Annotated in this window: 16 protein-coding genes; 13 read left to right on the top strand and 3 right to left on the bottom strand. The window is 42.2% G+C overall.

Translation table 11 applies throughout. The features are described 5' to 3' along the window. The first annotated feature begins 29 nt into the window (after positions 1 to 29). The 4 genes from HYU97_05990 (at position 30) to HYU97_05975 (ending at position 4,453) form a co-directional block, all read left to right on the top strand. Entirely contained in the window at positions 30 to 983 is a 954-nt protein-coding gene (locus tag HYU97_05990; protein ID MBI2336293.1) for a peptidyl-prolyl cis-trans isomerase, read from the top strand. 77 nt (positions 984 to 1,060) lie between these two features. Then, positions 1,061 to 1,954 (top strand): peptidylprolyl isomerase, encoded by an 894-nt coding sequence (locus HYU97_05985; GenBank protein MBI2336292.1) that lies wholly within the window; start codon positions 1,061 to 1,063, stop codon positions 1,952 to 1,954. A gap of 89 nt (positions 1,955 to 2,043) precedes the next feature. After that, positions 2,044 to 2,916, top strand: coding sequence for a 4-hydroxythreonine-4-phosphate dehydrogenase PdxA (pdxA, locus tag HYU97_05980; protein MBI2336291.1), 873 nt, complete (start codon positions 2,044 to 2,046; stop codon positions 2,914 to 2,916). A 121-nt stretch (positions 2,917 to 3,037) separates the two neighbouring features. After that, entirely contained in the window at positions 3,038 to 4,453 is a 1,416-nt protein-coding gene (locus HYU97_05975) for a phosphoglucomutase/phosphomannomutase family protein (protein MBI2336290.1), read from the top strand. Positions 4,454 to 4,455: 2 nt separating this feature from the next. Here HYU97_05975 and HYU97_05970 read toward each other — a convergent pair whose 3' ends face one another. Next, entirely contained in the window at positions 4,456 to 5,829 is a 1,374-nt protein-coding gene (locus HYU97_05970; protein ID MBI2336289.1) for a hypothetical protein, read from the bottom strand. A 791-nt stretch (positions 5,830 to 6,620) separates the two neighbouring features. Between HYU97_05970 and uvrA the strand changes: the two genes are divergently transcribed. Together uvrA and HYU97_05960 are read left to right on the top strand one after the other, a co-directional pair. Further along, on the top strand, positions 6,621 to 9,470 hold the full coding sequence (gene uvrA, locus HYU97_05965) for an excinuclease ABC subunit UvrA (GenBank protein ID MBI2336288.1): 2,850 nt from the start codon (positions 6,621 to 6,623) through the stop codon (positions 9,468 to 9,470). 65 nt (positions 9,471 to 9,535) lie between these two features. Next, positions 9,536 to 9,952 carry a hypothetical protein gene (locus HYU97_05960; GenBank protein ID MBI2336287.1) on the top strand — a complete coding sequence of 139 codons (417 nt, stop codon included), beginning with the start codon at positions 9,536 to 9,538 and terminating at the stop codon, positions 9,950 to 9,952. Positions 9,953 to 10,086: 134 nt separating this feature from the next. On the opposite strand, the gene HYU97_05955 is transcribed toward HYU97_05960, so the two are convergent. Together HYU97_05955 and HYU97_05950 are read right to left on the bottom strand one after the other, a co-directional pair. Next, on the bottom strand, positions 10,087 to 10,503 hold the full coding sequence (locus HYU97_05955; GenBank protein MBI2336286.1) for a putative toxin-antitoxin system toxin component, PIN family: 417 nt from the start codon (positions 10,501 to 10,503) through the stop codon (positions 10,087 to 10,089). A 2-nt stretch (positions 10,504 to 10,505) separates the two neighbouring features. After that, positions 10,506 to 10,748 (bottom strand): ribbon-helix-helix protein, CopG family, encoded by a 243-nt coding sequence (locus HYU97_05950; protein ID MBI2336285.1) that lies wholly within the window; start codon positions 10,746 to 10,748, stop codon positions 10,506 to 10,508. A gap of 527 nt (positions 10,749 to 11,275) precedes the next feature. Here HYU97_05950 and HYU97_05945 point away from each other — a divergent pair. The 7 genes from HYU97_05945 (at position 11,276) to HYU97_05915 (ending at position 15,803) form a co-directional block, all read left to right on the top strand. Beyond that, positions 11,276 to 12,118: a TIGR02147 family protein gene (locus HYU97_05945; GenBank protein ID MBI2336284.1), complete on the top strand. Its 843-nt coding sequence runs from the start codon at positions 11,276 to 11,278 to the stop codon at positions 12,116 to 12,118. Then, positions 12,115 to 14,100, top strand: a complete 1,986-nt coding sequence (locus tag HYU97_05940) for a beta-propeller domain-containing protein (GenBank protein ID MBI2336283.1) — start codon at positions 12,115 to 12,117, stop codon at positions 14,098 to 14,100. Before HYU97_05945 ends, HYU97_05940 begins: the two co-directional genes overlap by 4 nt. Before the next feature lie 9 nt (positions 14,101 to 14,109). Beyond that, positions 14,110 to 14,550 (top strand): hypothetical protein, encoded by a 441-nt coding sequence (locus HYU97_05935; protein ID MBI2336282.1) that lies wholly within the window; start codon positions 14,110 to 14,112, stop codon positions 14,548 to 14,550. 57 nt (positions 14,551 to 14,607) lie between these two features. Beyond that, entirely contained in the window at positions 14,608 to 14,808 is a 201-nt protein-coding gene (locus tag HYU97_05930; GenBank protein MBI2336281.1) for a hypothetical protein, read from the top strand. Then, on the top strand, positions 14,805 to 15,077 hold the full coding sequence (locus HYU97_05925; GenBank protein MBI2336280.1) for a helix-hairpin-helix domain-containing protein: 273 nt from the start codon (positions 14,805 to 14,807) through the stop codon (positions 15,075 to 15,077). The genes HYU97_05930 and HYU97_05925 overlap by 4 nt, the downstream gene beginning before the upstream one ends. A 91-nt stretch (positions 15,078 to 15,168) precedes the next feature. Further along, positions 15,169 to 15,414, top strand: coding sequence for a type II toxin-antitoxin system PrlF family antitoxin (locus HYU97_05920; protein MBI2336279.1), 246 nt, complete (start codon positions 15,169 to 15,171; stop codon positions 15,412 to 15,414). Beyond that, a complete protein-coding gene (locus tag HYU97_05915; GenBank protein ID MBI2336278.1) occupies positions 15,411 to 15,803 on the top strand; it encodes a type II toxin-antitoxin system VapC family toxin in 393 nt (130 codons plus the stop codon). Before HYU97_05920 ends, HYU97_05915 begins: the two co-directional genes overlap by 4 nt. Positions 15,804 to 15,961: the final 158 nt, after the last annotated feature.

Genomic DNA, 15,961 nt, shown 5'->3' with positions numbered 1-15,961 from the left:
ATGAAGGGCCCGCCGCTTCGGCGAGGCCAATGAAAAGACGTAGTCACCACCTCTTTATGCAGACCATTCTTATTTTTCTGCAGGTTTTTCTTTTCTCCTCATGTGCAAGAGTTTCTGATTCCGACACACTTGCGATGGTGGGGGAGGAGCGTATTTCGGTGGGGGAGTTGCGGGATAGTCTCAATCGGCAAAAGGGGATTTTGCCACCGGAAAAATTTGAACAACGGGCCGAATTTGCCAAGCTTAAAGAAAAAACTTTAGAGGATTTAATCAATAAACGGCTTATGGTGCAGAAGGCGCAAGACCAGGGCTTTGTGGTGAGTGATGCAGAATTAGAGCAAGAAGTTTCTAAATACAAAAGTGGCTATAGCGAAAAAGATTTTCAAGCCATGCTGGCTAAACGCGGGATTGACTATCATGTATGGAAGGCCATTAAAAAAGAAAATTTCTTAGTGGCGAAATTTCTCAATAGTGGGGTGTTAGGTGATGGGGTGGTTACCGAAGAGGAGATCAAAAATTATTATCAGCAACATGATCAAGAATGGAATGTGCCCGAATCGGTTCATATTCGTCAAATTGTGACGGATACTCAAGAAAAGGCGCAAAATATCCACGATCGTTTGATGAAAGGTGAAAACTTTGCAAGCCTAGCCAGCAATTTGTCGATTTCTCCTGAAAAAAAAGCGGGGGGAGATTTGGGATTTATTCCCAAAGGCACCTTTCCTAAGGTCTATGATGTGTGCTTTACTATGAAACCAGGCGAAATTTCGCCGATCATTCCCAGCAGTTATGGGTTTCATGTTTTTAAAGTGATTGCCTTTAGGCCAGCCACGCGAAAAAGTTTAGAAGAAGTTGCCCCTAAAATTAGGCAGCAACTTGAATTAGAAAAAAAGGAACAGAAATTTAAAGACTACGTTTTAAAAGTTAGGCAAGAAAACAAAGTAGTCATTTTTCAAAATATCTTGAAAAAGGTAACGTTATGAAAAAATGCATTCCCTGTCATTGCGAGGCGAAGCCGAAGCAATCTCAAAGAATTAGTTTTACTACCTTAGTACTCTGTATGTTTTTATTTGCATATGTGGCTAAGGCCGAAACCGTTGATCGGGTGGTGGCCATTGTAAATTCTGAAATTATTACAGAATTAGATTTGAAACGAGTTATTAATAGTCTTGCTCATCAAAAAATAGCTGCGGGTGACAACCTAAAACAGGCCGCACTGCGGTTCCTCATTGAAGAAAAACTTTTTAACCAAGAAATTAAGAATAAAAAAATTGAGGTGACTGAGCAAGAAGTTGACGAAGCGGTTGCCAGCGTGGCTAAAAATAATGGGATTACAGTAGATCAATTAAAAAAAGAATTAGCTAAAAAAGGCACACCGTTTGTCAGTTATCAAAATCAGCTGCGTCAGCAGTTAACCCGGTTTAAATTTTTTAATAAGGTTTTGGCAAACTCGGTGACCGTGACCGAAGAAGACTATAATCGTTTTCTAGACCAACATGGGCAGGCTTTACAATCGGTAGGCGAAGTCAAATTAGCCCAACTCATTTTGCCTCTGCCGGCTAGTGCCAATGATGAGCAGCTTAACCACGCCATTGATCAGGCCATTGCGATTCAAAAGCAATCCACCAGCTTTAAGGTTTTTGCGAAGTTAGCTGAAAAATATTCGATGGATCCTGGTTTGGCCAAACCTGAAAAATATACGGTGAGTTCACTCAACCCCAGCATCAAAGAAGCCCTGGTTGGTTTAAAGCCAGGCCAGGTAAGCAAGCCCATTCGTTCGGAGCATGGGCTCCATTTGATTTTCTTGGTGGAACAAAGTGGTTTGTCAGACGTCGATCGTAATTTAATCAAAGGGCAGATTCGCGAAAAGGTTATGGAATATAAAATGCAAGAAGAGTTGAAAAAATATTTAGAAAAACTTCGCGAGTCGGCTTATATTGAGGTTAAGATTTAAACTTAATGTCATTGCGAGCGAGAGCGAAGCAATCTTCGATATTATTAAGTGGAAGATTCTTCGCTATGCTCAGAATGACACCATAATTGATGATACGCATCGCTATTACAATCGGAGACCCGCTTGGCATAGGCCCAGAGATTGTGGCCAAAGCCCTACCCCATTATTCCAACGCCCCCGTTCAATTTAAAGTTTATGGAGAACAAGGCAAGGCTTTAGATGCACGTTCCGCCGGCAAGGCTTCGATCGAATTTCTTGAAGCGGCTATGCAAGATTATTCTACGGGTCAATTTGATGCCCTAGTAACCGCCCCTATTTCCAAAGAACATGTAAGCCTGGCGGGCTTTGGTTTTCCTGGGCACACCGAATATTTGGCGAGCAAAACAAACACTGCCGATTTTTTAATGATGATGGCCGCGACTAATTTGAAAGTGGCCTTGGTAACCATCCATGAGCCTTTATCCAAGGTGCCAAGTCTTTTGACCCAAGCAAAAATTATCAAAACCATCCAATTAACCCATGCCGGCCTCAAAAAAGATTTCAATATTGAAAAACCTAGGCTAGCGGTATGCGGGCTTAACCCGCATGCAGGAGAGAAAGGCAAATTTGGTCGAGAAGAAATCGAAATCATTGCTCCTGCTATTGAAATTTGCCAGGCTCAAGGTGTAGCCTGTGTTGGGCCCAAGGTGCCGGATGCGATTTTTCATGAGGCGGTTGATGGAAAATATGATGCAGTGGTGTGTATGTACCACGATCAGGGGCTCATTCCGTTTAAGCTTTTGCATTTTAAAGATGGAGTCAATGTAACCTTAGGGTTACCTTTAGTGCGTACTAGCCCAGACCATGGAACGGCTTTTGACATTGCAGGTCAAGGAATTGCGGATCCATCGAGCATGATTGCCGCGATTGAGATGGCAATTGAAATTGTGAAGAATAGGGACCTTCTGTCATTGCGAGGCTAGCCACCCCCTCTGTCATTGCGAACCCAGCAGGGTGAAGCAATCCCATCGGTTAAACAGAGGAGATTGCTTCGGCTGGCTTGCCTCGCAATGACAGAGTTCGCAATGACAGAGAGGATATTTTATGGCCCAAATTAAATTTGGCACGGATGGTTGGCGAGCGATTATCGGTGCCGATTACACTTATGATAACGTAGCCCAAGTTCTTAATGCCTTTTGCCTGTTGCAACAACAAAAGTCGGCCCAAGGCCCGGTCGTTTTAGGCTACGATCGTCGCTTCAGCTCAAAATTATTTGCCGAACATGCTGCAAAAATTTTGTTAGCCCATGGTTTTGAAGTGTTAATGTCTGATTCCTTTTGCCCCACCCCCTGCATTTCGTGGATGGTTAAAACTTTAAAGGCCCAAAGCGGGGTAGTGATTACCGCAAGTCATAATCCCTTTCAATGGAATGGGGTAAAATTCAAAGAGTCCTATGGTGGGTCAGCCAGCCCAGAATATTGCACGGCTGTTGAAAAAGAAATTCAAAAAAATGAAGGCAATGCTATTCCCTTGGGCGACCTTAAAAAAGCGCAAGACAATGGTCAGTTAAAATATTTTTCCCCCTATGAACGTTATGTTGAGCAGCTCAAAAGTTTTGTTGATTTTAAAAAAATTCAACAAGCTAATTTAAAAGTAGTGGTTGATTCGATGTATGGTGCCGGGTCAGGATTTTTAAAAAAAATCTTAAACGATTCAGTTTATGAAATTCGACACGAAGAAAACCCAAGTTTTGGTGGAATAAATCCTGAACCCATCGATAAAAACATGGCCTTAACTTTTAAAACCGTGCTCGAACAAAAAGCCAACCTTGCTTTGGTCACTGATGGCGATGCCGATCGCATTGGGGCGGTTGATGAACGTGGTAACTTTGTTAATTCTCATCAAATTTTTTCGCTTATCCTAAGACATTTGGTAACACAAAAAGGCAAAAGGGGTGATGTGGTCAAGACGGTTTCTACCACTCAAATGGTAAGCTCGATTGCCAAGCGATATGATCTACCCCTGCATGAAACCCCGATTGGGTTTAAACATATTTGTGCAAAATTTTTAGTCACAAAACCTTTAATGGGTGGAGAAGAGTCGGGCGGGATAGGCATTGCCGATCATGTGTATGAGCGCGATGGGCTATTGTGTGGATTGTTGCTCTGTGAAATTGTGGCGACTTATCAACTTGAGCTTTCTAAAATTATTGCGCAATTACAAAAAGAATTTGGGCCTTGGTATTTTCAACGTCAAGATGTGCACATGGGTGTAGAGCGAATCACAAAATTACGACAGACATTGCAAAAAAATCCTCCTAACCAATTGGGTGATTTTAAAGTTCAGCATACTAACTTTGTGGATGGTTTTAAATTTATTTTGGCCGACGACAGTTGGTTACTTATTCGCCCCTCGGGAACGGAACCCTTGCTACGCATTTATGCTGAAACTCACGATGAACTTAACACTGAAAAATTATTGAGTATCGGTTTTGCTATGGCTCAACAAATAGCCAAGTAGATTTATCTATTGTCTTCTAAGAGAATTTTTTCTCCCACCACGATATTGTCTAAAAATTGCGGCATGGTACGTAGAGTAGCTAACCCTGCGGCTAGATCGCCTCTAATAGGATCAACAAAAATACTCGTTCCAATACCAAGTGAGCGATTTTCATAAATGGTCAGTTCTTGTCCCACATAGCTTAGGTTTCTTAAACCAGCTAAGCTGGTTAATTGCCTGTTTTCTTCAATGATTAACTTGCCAAAATAAAATTTTTGTCCGTTGCCAGCGTCTCCTTCACCTCCCACCGTGGTGAGCTGGCCCAATCCATCAAAGTGCGCGAGATTGTCATTATAAGAGATGCGCAATCGATTCTGAACCTTTTTGAGAGAAGTAAAGCCGGTTATTTCAATAAGTGCTTGATTTCTAGATACATCCAGTCGGGTTAGGCTAGCTGTCTGAGAAAACCCGCTGACACTTGTCAATTGTGGATTTCCTGCGATAGCAACTTCCCCTTTGATAAAGGGCAAAAAATTGGGATCACCTTTAAATGTGTTGAGCTGATTGAACCCACTGATTTCTTGGAGGTGAGGATTATTGAAAATGCCCATGGTTTCGCCAACGGTTAATAATCGATTAAACCCTGAAAGCGTGGTTAAATTAGAATTGCCAAGTATCTGCAAATCTTTTCCTACGTAGATTAAAGAAGGAAATTGGCCAGCATACGTGAGAATGTTTTCGCCGATATAAAGATTCCCCTGCACTAAGTTCAAATTTTGAAAGGCATCGAGTGAGTCAATCGTATTAAAAGGTCCAATGACGAGATCCTTTCCCACGATGATTAAATTATTGAGACCTTCAAAAGAATGCAAATTGGGCGTTCTTCCAATAGTGAGGTGCCCCGTAATCTGAGTGATTTTTGCCAGGGGTGCTAAACTATTGATGGGGGATTCTCGAAGCATGACATCACCATCAATGGCGCAATAATTTCCATTGGCCAATATATCCAGAGTTTGTGCGGTAAGGTTACCACGATAAACTTTTGCCACATGGTCATCGCAATTGGGGTAGGGATCGTTTAGGTCTTCGATGCCATCATTGTCATCATCGGTATCGGCATTATTCCCAACGCCATCACCATCGGTATCTACCCATTCGTTGGCATCGAAGGGTAAGGCATCTTGTTCATCGGAAAAGCCATCGTTGTCATCATCACTATCCACGTCGTCAGGCGCCCCATCTTGATCAAAGTCACTCATAGGAGGTGGCGGAGGAGGAGATGCCGGTGGTGGTGTAGGGTTGTTCCCAGGGTTATTATTGTTGCTTTGTCCACCGCCACAAGCCACGCAGGTGAAAATTAACCCTAGGAACAAATAATTCTTTATTTTATTTAACATGTGAGTATCTCCCCAAAAGGTGTGCCCTGACCCTAGAATGTAGCAAGGATCGTACCAAGATGGCTTAAATCTATTTATGTTAATAATTTCAATTGGTTGAAGTAGTGATGGGGTGATTTGTAAGGATGACAGAAAGGGGTTTGGTCACCTTAGTTTGTACAAGCCCTGAACAACTTAAGCAGAAAAGGGGAGAATGCTTTCACACATTCTCCCCTCCTCCCTGTGAACCGAGATCTTGAGTTATGGAAACAAAAAATACCCTTATCACCCTAATGATAAAGGTATTTGTTGTTTTGAGTCAATCAATTGATTAAAGAAAAAATGACTTTGACCCCTCTTGCTTTCTAAATAACTTGACCTATCGGGGGTAAAATTAGGTCAAGGGTGACTTGCCAACTGAAGCGAGATGACAATCTTTCCAAATAGTTGGATGCTTGAGGTGGTAACCAGGGGGGTTGCTACCAACTCAACAGCTTCAGTTCGGAAAGGGTTAAATGAGGATTTGCTCAAGGGGTCAAAGTCATTTTTAAATTCCACTACCATTTTCCCTTCCCTCTATTTTCTGGCATGGTTTTTGATTTTCAATTCCCCCATGCCATTTCTGTGATCTACAAGTAAAATTGTGCAGCAACTATGATTACACTGCAACATAAAAAACGTGAGGGCGGATCAACCCACTGAAATGACTTAGCTATTTTTGTACAAAAATAATTTACATTTTTCAATCAAGAAACTGGATTAAGCGCAGGGATAGACTTTTTTTAAATTTGCGTGTTAGATTGCCGCCCTCTATGGAACCACAATCTATTCTCATCAAAGGTGCCAGGCAGCATAATCTCAAAAATATTGACGTGCAAATTCCGCGCAATCAGTTGGTGGTGATTACTGGGATATCAGGTTCGGGCAAATCATCTTTAGCTTTTGATACGATTTATGCGGAGGGGCAGCGGCGTTATGTTGAATCGCTTTCTTCTTATGCCCGGCAATTTTTGCAACAAATGGGTAAGCCCGATGTAGACACGATCGAAGGCCTATCGCCTGCCATCAGCATTGAACAAAAGACTACCAGCCGTAACCCTCGCTCAACCGTTGGCACCGTGACTGAGATTTATGATTATTTGAGGTTGCTTTTTGCCCGCGTGGGTAAGGCCACCTGTTATCAATGTGGGCGTGATATTGTGGCCCAAACTTTATCGCAAATGGTGGATCGGGTTTTAAAATTGCCAGAAGGGGCGCGCATTCATTTATTGGCCCCCATTGTGAGAGGGCGTAAAGGGGAACATCAAAAAGAGTTAGCTGAATTTCAAAAAAAGGGGTTTGTGCGGGTGCGCATCGATGGGCAGGTTTACAATTTAGAATCGCTGCCCGCCCTCGATAAAAACAAACAACATAACATTGATATCGTGGTGGATCGTTTGGTGATCAAACCCGATATTAAAACCCGGCTGGCGGATAGCCTAGAGACAGCGCTCAACTTTTCAGAAGGTTTGGCCAAAATAGAAATTCTCGATGGGAAGGAAAACGCTGAAATTTTATTCAGCGAAAAATCTGCCTGCATCGAATGCGGCATTAGCTATCCAGAAATTGCCCCCCGCATGTTTAGTTTTAATAGCCCGCATGGGGCCTGTGAAACTTGCGATGGGATTGGGAGCAAGATGTTCATTGACTCTGAATTGGTGATTGGCAATCCTAATTTGTCACTCCGGGAAGGGGCCGTCATTCCTTGGGCAGGTCGTCATTCGCTTTATTATCATGGCATCATGGAAGCACTGGCGAAGCATTATAAGTTTGACCTTTATACCCCGTTCAAAGACTTACCTGAAAAACTTCAAAAAATAATTTTGTGGGGCTCTCATGGTGAAAAAATTCGTTTTTATTATGAACGCGGGGAGGGCAGAGATTTTTATGTAGCGCCTTTTGAAGGGGTGGTTCCGATTTTAGAACGTCGTTTTAAAACGACCGATAGCGATTTAGTTCGAGAAGATATTGAACGCTTCATGAATACTCAGCCCTGTCGAACTTGTATGGGGGGGCGGCTTAATCGCCAGGCCTTAGCCATTAAAGTGGGGGACCAAAATATCTATCAATGGACCCAACTGTCGATCACAACTTGTTTAGAAGAATTTCAAAAATTAAAATTAGGGCGTAAAGACAGCAAAATAGCTGAACGGATTTTAAAAGAAATAACCGATCGATTGCGATTTTTAGTGAATGTAGGAGTAGGTTATTTGAGTTTAGACCGTACCGCGGGGACCCTTTCCGGAGGTGAGGCCCAACGTATTCGTTTGGCTACCCAAATTGGCTCAAGTTTAGTGGGCGTGCTTTATATTTTAGACGAGCCCAGCATTGGGCTTCATCAACGCGATAATCAACGACTCATTGATACGTTAAAAAGGCTTCGGGATATTGGCAACACGGTGTTGGTAGTGGAACATGATGAAGATGCCATTCGTTCGAGCGATTATGTGATCGACATGGGGCCGGGGGCTGGGATCCAGGGTGGCTATGTGGTGGCGGCAGGCACGCCCCAACAAGTAGCCAACCACCCTAAATCTTTGACAGGGCAATTTTTATCCGGAAAAAAGATGATTCCGCTTCCCAAAGAGCGCCGCCCCGGGAATGGGAATTTTTTAGAACTTTTGGGTTGTACGCAGAATAATTTAAAAAATATTAATCTCAAAATCCCCTTGGGAACCTTTACTTGTATTACGGGAGTTTCGGGATCGGGCAAATCAACTTTAATTAGTGAGACGCTTTACAAGGCATTGATGCAATATCTTTTTTCTTCAAAAGATATCCCGGGCAAACACAGCAAAGTGAATGGTTTGGAATATATTGATAAGGTGATTAATATTGATCAGTCGCCCATTGGCCGTACCCCACGTTCCAACCCCGCTACCTATACCGGGTTGTTTGCGCCGATTCGGGATTTGTTTGCCATGAGCCAAGAGGCCAAGGTGCGTGGTTATAAACCAGGGCGATTTTCTTTTAACGTGAAGGGTGGAAGGTGCGAGGCTTGTGAAGGGGATGGATTGCTGCGTATTGAGATGCATTTTTTGCCGGATGTGTATGTGGAATGTGATGAATGTCATGGCACCCGTTACAATCGCGAAACTTTAGAAGTTAAATACAAAAATTATTCCATCGCTGATATCTTGGCCATGGATATCAAAAAGGCGATGGAAGTTTTGGCGAATATCCCTACCGTTCGCAAGATTTTACAAACGCTCTTAGATGTGGGGTTAGGTTATATTGAATTAGGTCAATCGGCCACAACGCTTTCAGGTGGAGAGGCCCAGCGCATTAAGCTTTCCAAGGAACTGGCCAAGCGTGCCACTGGTCGCACCCTTTATATTTTAGACGAACCCACGACTGGTTTACATTTTGCAGACATTCATAATCTCATTGAAGTTTTACAGCGCTTGGTAGATCAAGGTAATACGGTGGTGGTGATCGAACACAATTTAGACGTGATCAAAACGGCGGATCATCTTATTGATTTGGGCCCAGAGGGCGGTGACTTAGGTGGTTATGTAGTGGCGGAAGGGACGCCTGAAGAAATTAGCAAAAACCGAAAATCTTATACGGGCCAATATTTAGCAAGGTTATTGTTGGAAAAAGAAAAACGCAGCGTTGCCTAATTATAAATGAACAATGTCATCCCTGCGAAGGCAGGGACCCATGATGGTGAAGAATCTTCCATTTTATGAACGAACAATTCGAAACCATAACCGACTTAGAAAAACAGTTCGAAATCACCTGGGCCTATTTGGCCAGTGAACTGTATGAATTTTTGGTTCCACTCTCAGAAGCCAGGGCCCCCGACACCTTGCCATTTGAAGAGGGGCTTCAATCCATCTTGCTTCATATAAAAATTTTAGAAAATATTTTTTCAGAACTTGACCGGGAGCTTAACGCCTTAGGCAATTCAAGCGTGGTTGATTGGCAACCTGCCCACGAAAAAAGGAATGAAGAGATACATCTCTTTAAAGAGATCATTCGAAAATTAGAGATGCTTAAAGATCAAGAAAGCTTGTCATCTTTGGCTGCAGAAACTTATCTTCAATACCGCCAACAAATTGAGCAGTGGCAAGGCAATCTTACTAACAAGTCCTCTATATAGGCTACAGCTTGCTTCGGTTTATGGGCTGCGAGCGCGTCAGATTTCGCAAAAAGTCCTCGACGTACCCTAAGGTACGCCTGCGGGCTTTTTGCTCATCTTCCTTCTCTCGCCACATAATCCTCGCAATCTGTAGCCTATACAGAGGACTTGTTAGTATAGTAAATTTTGTAGAAATGAGTGGGTAGTACAATTTGGAAAGAAAAGGAATGGGTAAGATGGAGAAGATGTTTTTTGTCTCCCGTAACCAGATAATCAGCCTCTGCCTCCAGAGCACATTCCAAAATACGATTATCGGTCCAGTCATTTTTGATCAAGCTAACTTCTTGGGATGGATAAACTTTAGCACCTAGCTTTTCGATAAAACTTAACAAACGATCTCTTTCATGGAGGGTTAACTCAAACTTCAGTTGAGAGACCCTTTTTATTTCTTCCAAAATTTCGGGAGAAAAGAAGAGATCGAATTTTTTGTCGTGAGCTAAGTCTATAAGTCTTGAGGGGATGCCTCCTTTAAAAAGTAAACCTGAAATAAAAATGTTTGTATCAAATACCACCCTCACGACTTGCTTTTCCGTAATTCGTGAATCATTTCTACCACATCTTCATCCGATTCAATGCCTAGTTGCCTGGCCTTTTGCTGCATTTTCCTTTCAATTTCTTCTAACTCTTGTCTTTGCACATATTGGAAGAGAGCTTCTTGAATAAGTTTGCTCTTAGGTTGACCACGACTTTTCGCAAGTTTTTTAATTTTAATTTCTAAATTTTTAGGCAAGCTAAGTGAAGTCAATATAGATTCCATATGAATAAGCATATATTTATTAAACAAAAAAATCAATACTTTTTAAGCCTTCGTAGTAATGCCTCAGTTTTAGGGGTTTAGCTTTCCGAAACCCTTTGCGCGAGAACGACGAGTCATGAGCACTTAAAAAACATATAGTTTGTAGAAGCCTGTCCTGAGCCTTAGCGAAGGATCTCCTACGAACGAGGAGATCCCTCGTAAAACCTCGGGACAAGCTTCCAAACAAACTAATGTTTTTTAAGTGCGAATACGAGGAGTCCTTCGCCGAGCCTCAGGATAAATTCCGCGCGGGTTGAGGAAAGTTAAACCCCTAAAACTGAGGCATTACTGCCCAAGATGTATTCTTATATATTTGATAAATATGAAATGTAATTCATTAGTAAGTGAAAAATTATTAATAGATTAATAATTTTAATAAGTTATTAAAAATAAATATTTTGATATGTATTCTATAAGAATACGAAATTTACTAAAATCAAACAACCATCTGTGGACTTTAGCCGATGCTAAAGTCAAGAAAGGACATCATGCAGATCGAACCCATTTATACCTATCGGGACTATCGAATGTTTTTAAAAGATCGCTTTCAACAGGCCAAAGCGGCTAGCCCAGCCTTTTCTTATCGATATTTTGCTAAACGTGCGGGTTACAGTTCCCCCAATTTTTTGATGTTGGTGATTCAAGGCAAGCGCAATTTAACCGAGGAGAGCATCGACCGGTTTAGTCAGGCTTTAAAATTAAGCGCTCGTGAGACTAAGTTTTTTGAATTGTTGGTGAACTACGCTCAGGCCAAAGATGCTGAACGTAAACAAAATTATTATCAACAACTCTTGGCTTTTCCAGAATGTGAGCGAGTGCGACAGTTAGAAAAAGAGCAATATGAGTTTCTTTCTACTTGGTATTATCCCGCTATTTTAGAATTAGTGCGTTTGGCTGAATTTCAAGAAGACCCTGCTTGGATTGCCGGGCGATTGGATCATGCGGTGACTCCTAAACAAGCTCGCGAGGCCATCGAGTTACTCCTCAAATTAAAATTATTAGTTCGTGATGAACAGGGGAAATTACAAATTTCAGATCAGCCAATTACCACCGGGGAAGAAGCCCAATTTTTGGCAGCTTATTCCTATCATGAGCAAGTTATCGCTCGGGCTCGGGTGGCCTTAACCGAGCAAACCCCCGAAGAACGCGAATTTGGGGGCATGACCATGGCCTTAAGTCTTGGGCAATTGAGTAAGGTCAAAGGGATGATTCGAGATTTTCGTAAACTCGTTATCCATTATTTATCGAAACCTGAGGGGAAGCCCACCGGGGTTTATCAATTCAATCTTCAACTTTTTCGCTTGGATGCGAAAGAGAAAGGACAAGTATGAAACGCTTCTACTTATTAATTGCTTTGAGTTTATTAGGGGTGGGTTGCCAAAGTACAGCCGAAGATCCTGTCGGATCATTCCAGAAAAAAATAGGCCTGACCCCGATGCAAAGTTGTGACGAGGTTAATAGTTATCTCAAAACCAGCGCCGTTCAACAAATGAATGACCCCTTAGATGCCTATCTCAAAGAGCCGGATCAATTTTGTGTAAAATATTATTATGACGTTACGCCATCTTTGGCTTCTTCTCCCGCGAGTGAAGCTGCGACTTTTACCCCTACGAACGTTCAGGAAAAAGGCGTGGATGAATCCGATCTTATCAAAACAGATGGCAAATACGTTTATGCCTTGAGTCAAAATAAATTTTATATCTTTCAAGTATGGCCAGTTAGCCAATTTACTTTATTGGCGAGTCTTGCTGTTGATGGAGAAGCCGAGGCCCTCTATCTTTCTCAAAACAAGGTCGTGATCCTATCCAAAGTTTGGAATAACCAGTTACCCGTGGGAGTTAAGACAAGCCCAGTAAACAGTGGAGCTGGTTTTACTCAAATGACCGTTTTAGATATAAGTGCTCCCAAAAGCCCCAAGGTATTGCGAGAGTCTTATTATCCGGGCCATTTATCAGCCGATCGACGGATTGGAGATAAAATCCATTTGATTTCAAATGTGGGATTGTCGATACCCAACATGAGTTATTCAATCCCCTATGATTTGGTGGATTGTGCAGAAGAAAAAGCCACCGTATTGGGTAAAGAAAAATTAGTAAAGTATATTGAAAAACTGAAAAAAGAAAATTTAGAACAGATCGATCAATTTGATTTTTCTAAAACTTATCAGGCTAGAGCCTACCATTCTCTTTCTGCTAATGGGGCTATTACAGAAGATCCTGCCCAATGCACTGAATTTTATGCCTCTTCTAATAATACAGCGAAGTTCTTGGTGGATGTAACCACAGTATCTTTTGCCGATGTAACTGTAGCCGATCAACATGCTTTGGTGTTGGGATTGAGCGATCTAATCTATGCCAGCGGGCGCGCCCTTTATGTGAGTGAGGGTGTGTTGGGTGAAGATCAAACCGCTATTCATCGCTTTGCTTTGGCCGAAAAACCAATTTACACCGGTAGTGGCCAAGTTGATGGGCATTTGCTCAATGAATATGCCATGGGCGAATGGCAAGGGGCCTTACGGGTGGCGACGACCCAAGGTGACATCGGTGGTTTTGGGAGTAACAATTCGGCCGTTAACCAGGTCTACACCTTAGATACCCAAGATTCTGGGTTAAAGCTTTTGGGTAAAGTAGAAGGTCTTGCCAAAGGCGAAAAGATCTATGCCGTAAGATTCATTGGCCCCAAGGGATATGTGGTGACTTTTAAAAAAGTGGACCCACTTTTTGTGATTGATTTGGCAGATCCAAAGAACCCTAAAGTGGCGGGTGAACTCAAGGTGCCAGGTTTTTCGACCTATTTGCATCCTATTGATGAAAACCATTTGATCGGTTTGGGCAACGATGCTGAAGACATGGGTGATTTTGCCTGGTTTCAGGGGTTAAAGCTTTCGGTCTTTGATGTCACTAACCCTTCAGATCCATTAGAGGATTCTTCCTCCGTCATAGGGGGGCGGGGCACTGATTCGATAGCATTGTATGAACCCCATGCCTTTACCTATGATCCAACTCTATCCATGCTAGCTTTACCCATTGATTTGCATGGGCCCTCGGCTGGTGGCAGCCAGTATGGGCCTTTTCTTTACAGTGGAGTGCAACTTTATAAACTCAATGCCGATAATAGTTTTACCTTGGCCGGGACTTATCAATTGAGCACCAATGCCAATGAATATGGATATGGGCCTGATCTTGAGCATGTTCAACGCAGTATCTTTTTAGGGGATAGTAAAACCAAGGTGTTGATTTTGTTAACCACCGAGGGTTTGAGCCTGCACCAGTTAGATGGGCAATTGAGCATGCTTAAATCTTATGTATGGTAGAGGATGATCATGAAAAAGTGGGCGTTAATCTTAAGTTTGTTTTTAATGTTAGCGGGTTGTGGGGGTGAGGTTGTGGATGTAGGCAACCCCACTCCCCCAATCACGGTGGTTGATGTTGGGAATCCGGCCCCGGCTTCTAGCGGCGATTTGTCTGAGGCAGCACCTGATGTATCCGCGAGTAAGCCTGATGATGAAGAGGCTGGTGAAGAAGAAGACCCAGTCGAAGAAGATCAAAACGAAACAGACGACGAAGATGAGTCTCAGATTGAAACAAGGCGTCTTATTATGAGATCCGTTTATTATCAAAGTAATCTGTCATTGCGAACCCCTTTAGGGGTGAAGCAATCTTCCGTTTTAACTGGTGAGATTGCCACCCCGGCTCGTGGGCCGGGGCAGGCTCAGGGCTCGCTCGCAATGACAAATTATTATAATTCCATTCAGAAATTTTAACTTAGCGATTTTGGCACTGTTTTTGCTTTCTCCTTTTGGCAAATATAGGAGGTTCGCATGTCGTTAGAAATTTTAGATGTATTTGCCATTACCCCTGAAGATCAAGATCGGCCCTGGGCTAAAATTGGGGTTGCTTTTATTAATCGTGATCAATCGATTAATGTGCTGCTCGATGCCCTGCCTTTTACGGGGAAAATCCATATTCGCAAACGCAAACCTAGGCAAGCCGCAGCTCCTGCGAAGGAGGCCGTGTCATGATCAAAAAAATATTTTTTGTTTTGATCTTAGGCTTTTTCTTGCTGGCCTTGCCTTCCCAAATTCTTGCGAAAGAATTTGTAGGAGTGATTAATCTAAACCTTGCGTCTAAAGAAGAATTGATAAAGCTGCCTGCCATTGGCCCTAAAAGGGCTGAGGCGATCATTCAATGGCGGCAAAAGCGGCCCTTTAAGCGTAAAGAAGATCTTTTAAAAATTAAGGGGATAGGGCCTAAGCAGTTTGCCATATTGAAACCTTTGATTATTTTGTAAGGAATTGGTGATTTTTTGGAACGCCCCTTGACAGAGGCCGTTTATTTTCCTTACTATAAGGTAAGGAAAATAATATTAAGAAAGGAATTTAATGCCGACCTCCGTTTTAACTAGTAAAGGCCAGACCACCATTCCAAAAGACGTTCGTAAATTGTTAAAGATCGAAACAGGCGACCGTATCGATTTTATTATCAAGGAAGATGGAAGTGTGATGCTAAAACCCGCTATGATTTCAGTAAGAGAGCTTAAGGGAATCTTAAAACCTTTTTCTAAAAAATCGGTTACGATAGAAGCCATGAATCAAGCCGTTAAATCTAGATTTAAGAGGAAACTATGATTGGCTTAGATACGAATGTTTTAGTGCGTTATTTAGTGCAAGATGACGACTTGCAGGCTAAAACTGCAGCAAAGATTATTGAGGCGGGGGATGAATTTTTTATCAATCTCATCGTTATATGCGAACTTGTTTGGGTGTTGGATTCTTGTTATGAACTCAATAAGAAAGACATCATTCTCATTATTGAGAAATTGCTAACCACGCGGGAAATTACTTTTGAGAAAAGGGATACGATTTGGGGCGCGTTAGATGATTTTAAGGTTAATAGCGTTGATTTTGCTGATTGCCTCATTGGCAGGCTTAATCAAAGCCATGATTGTGAGACAACCCTAACTTTTGATAAAAGTTTAAAAAAATTAAATTCATTTCAATTTGTAACTTCCTACTAAAATCAAACGAAGTGGGGTGTACAAGCTCCGTCAATATGTCAGTTAACTGCTACGTGAAAATGTCAGTAGGCAGTTTTCATATTGAGTTAACATTTTTAAAAAAGATGTCATTGCGAGCGAGCTGAAGGCTCGCGTGGCAATCTTCGTTATTTAACTCT

Source organism: Deltaproteobacteria bacterium, from assembly GCA_016183235.1.
Taxonomy (GTDB): domain Bacteria; phylum UBA10199; class UBA10199; order DSSB01; family JACPFA01; genus JACPFA01.
Note: the sequence above shows the minus strand (reverse complement) of the source record. Positions and strands in the feature narration are given on the sequence as shown.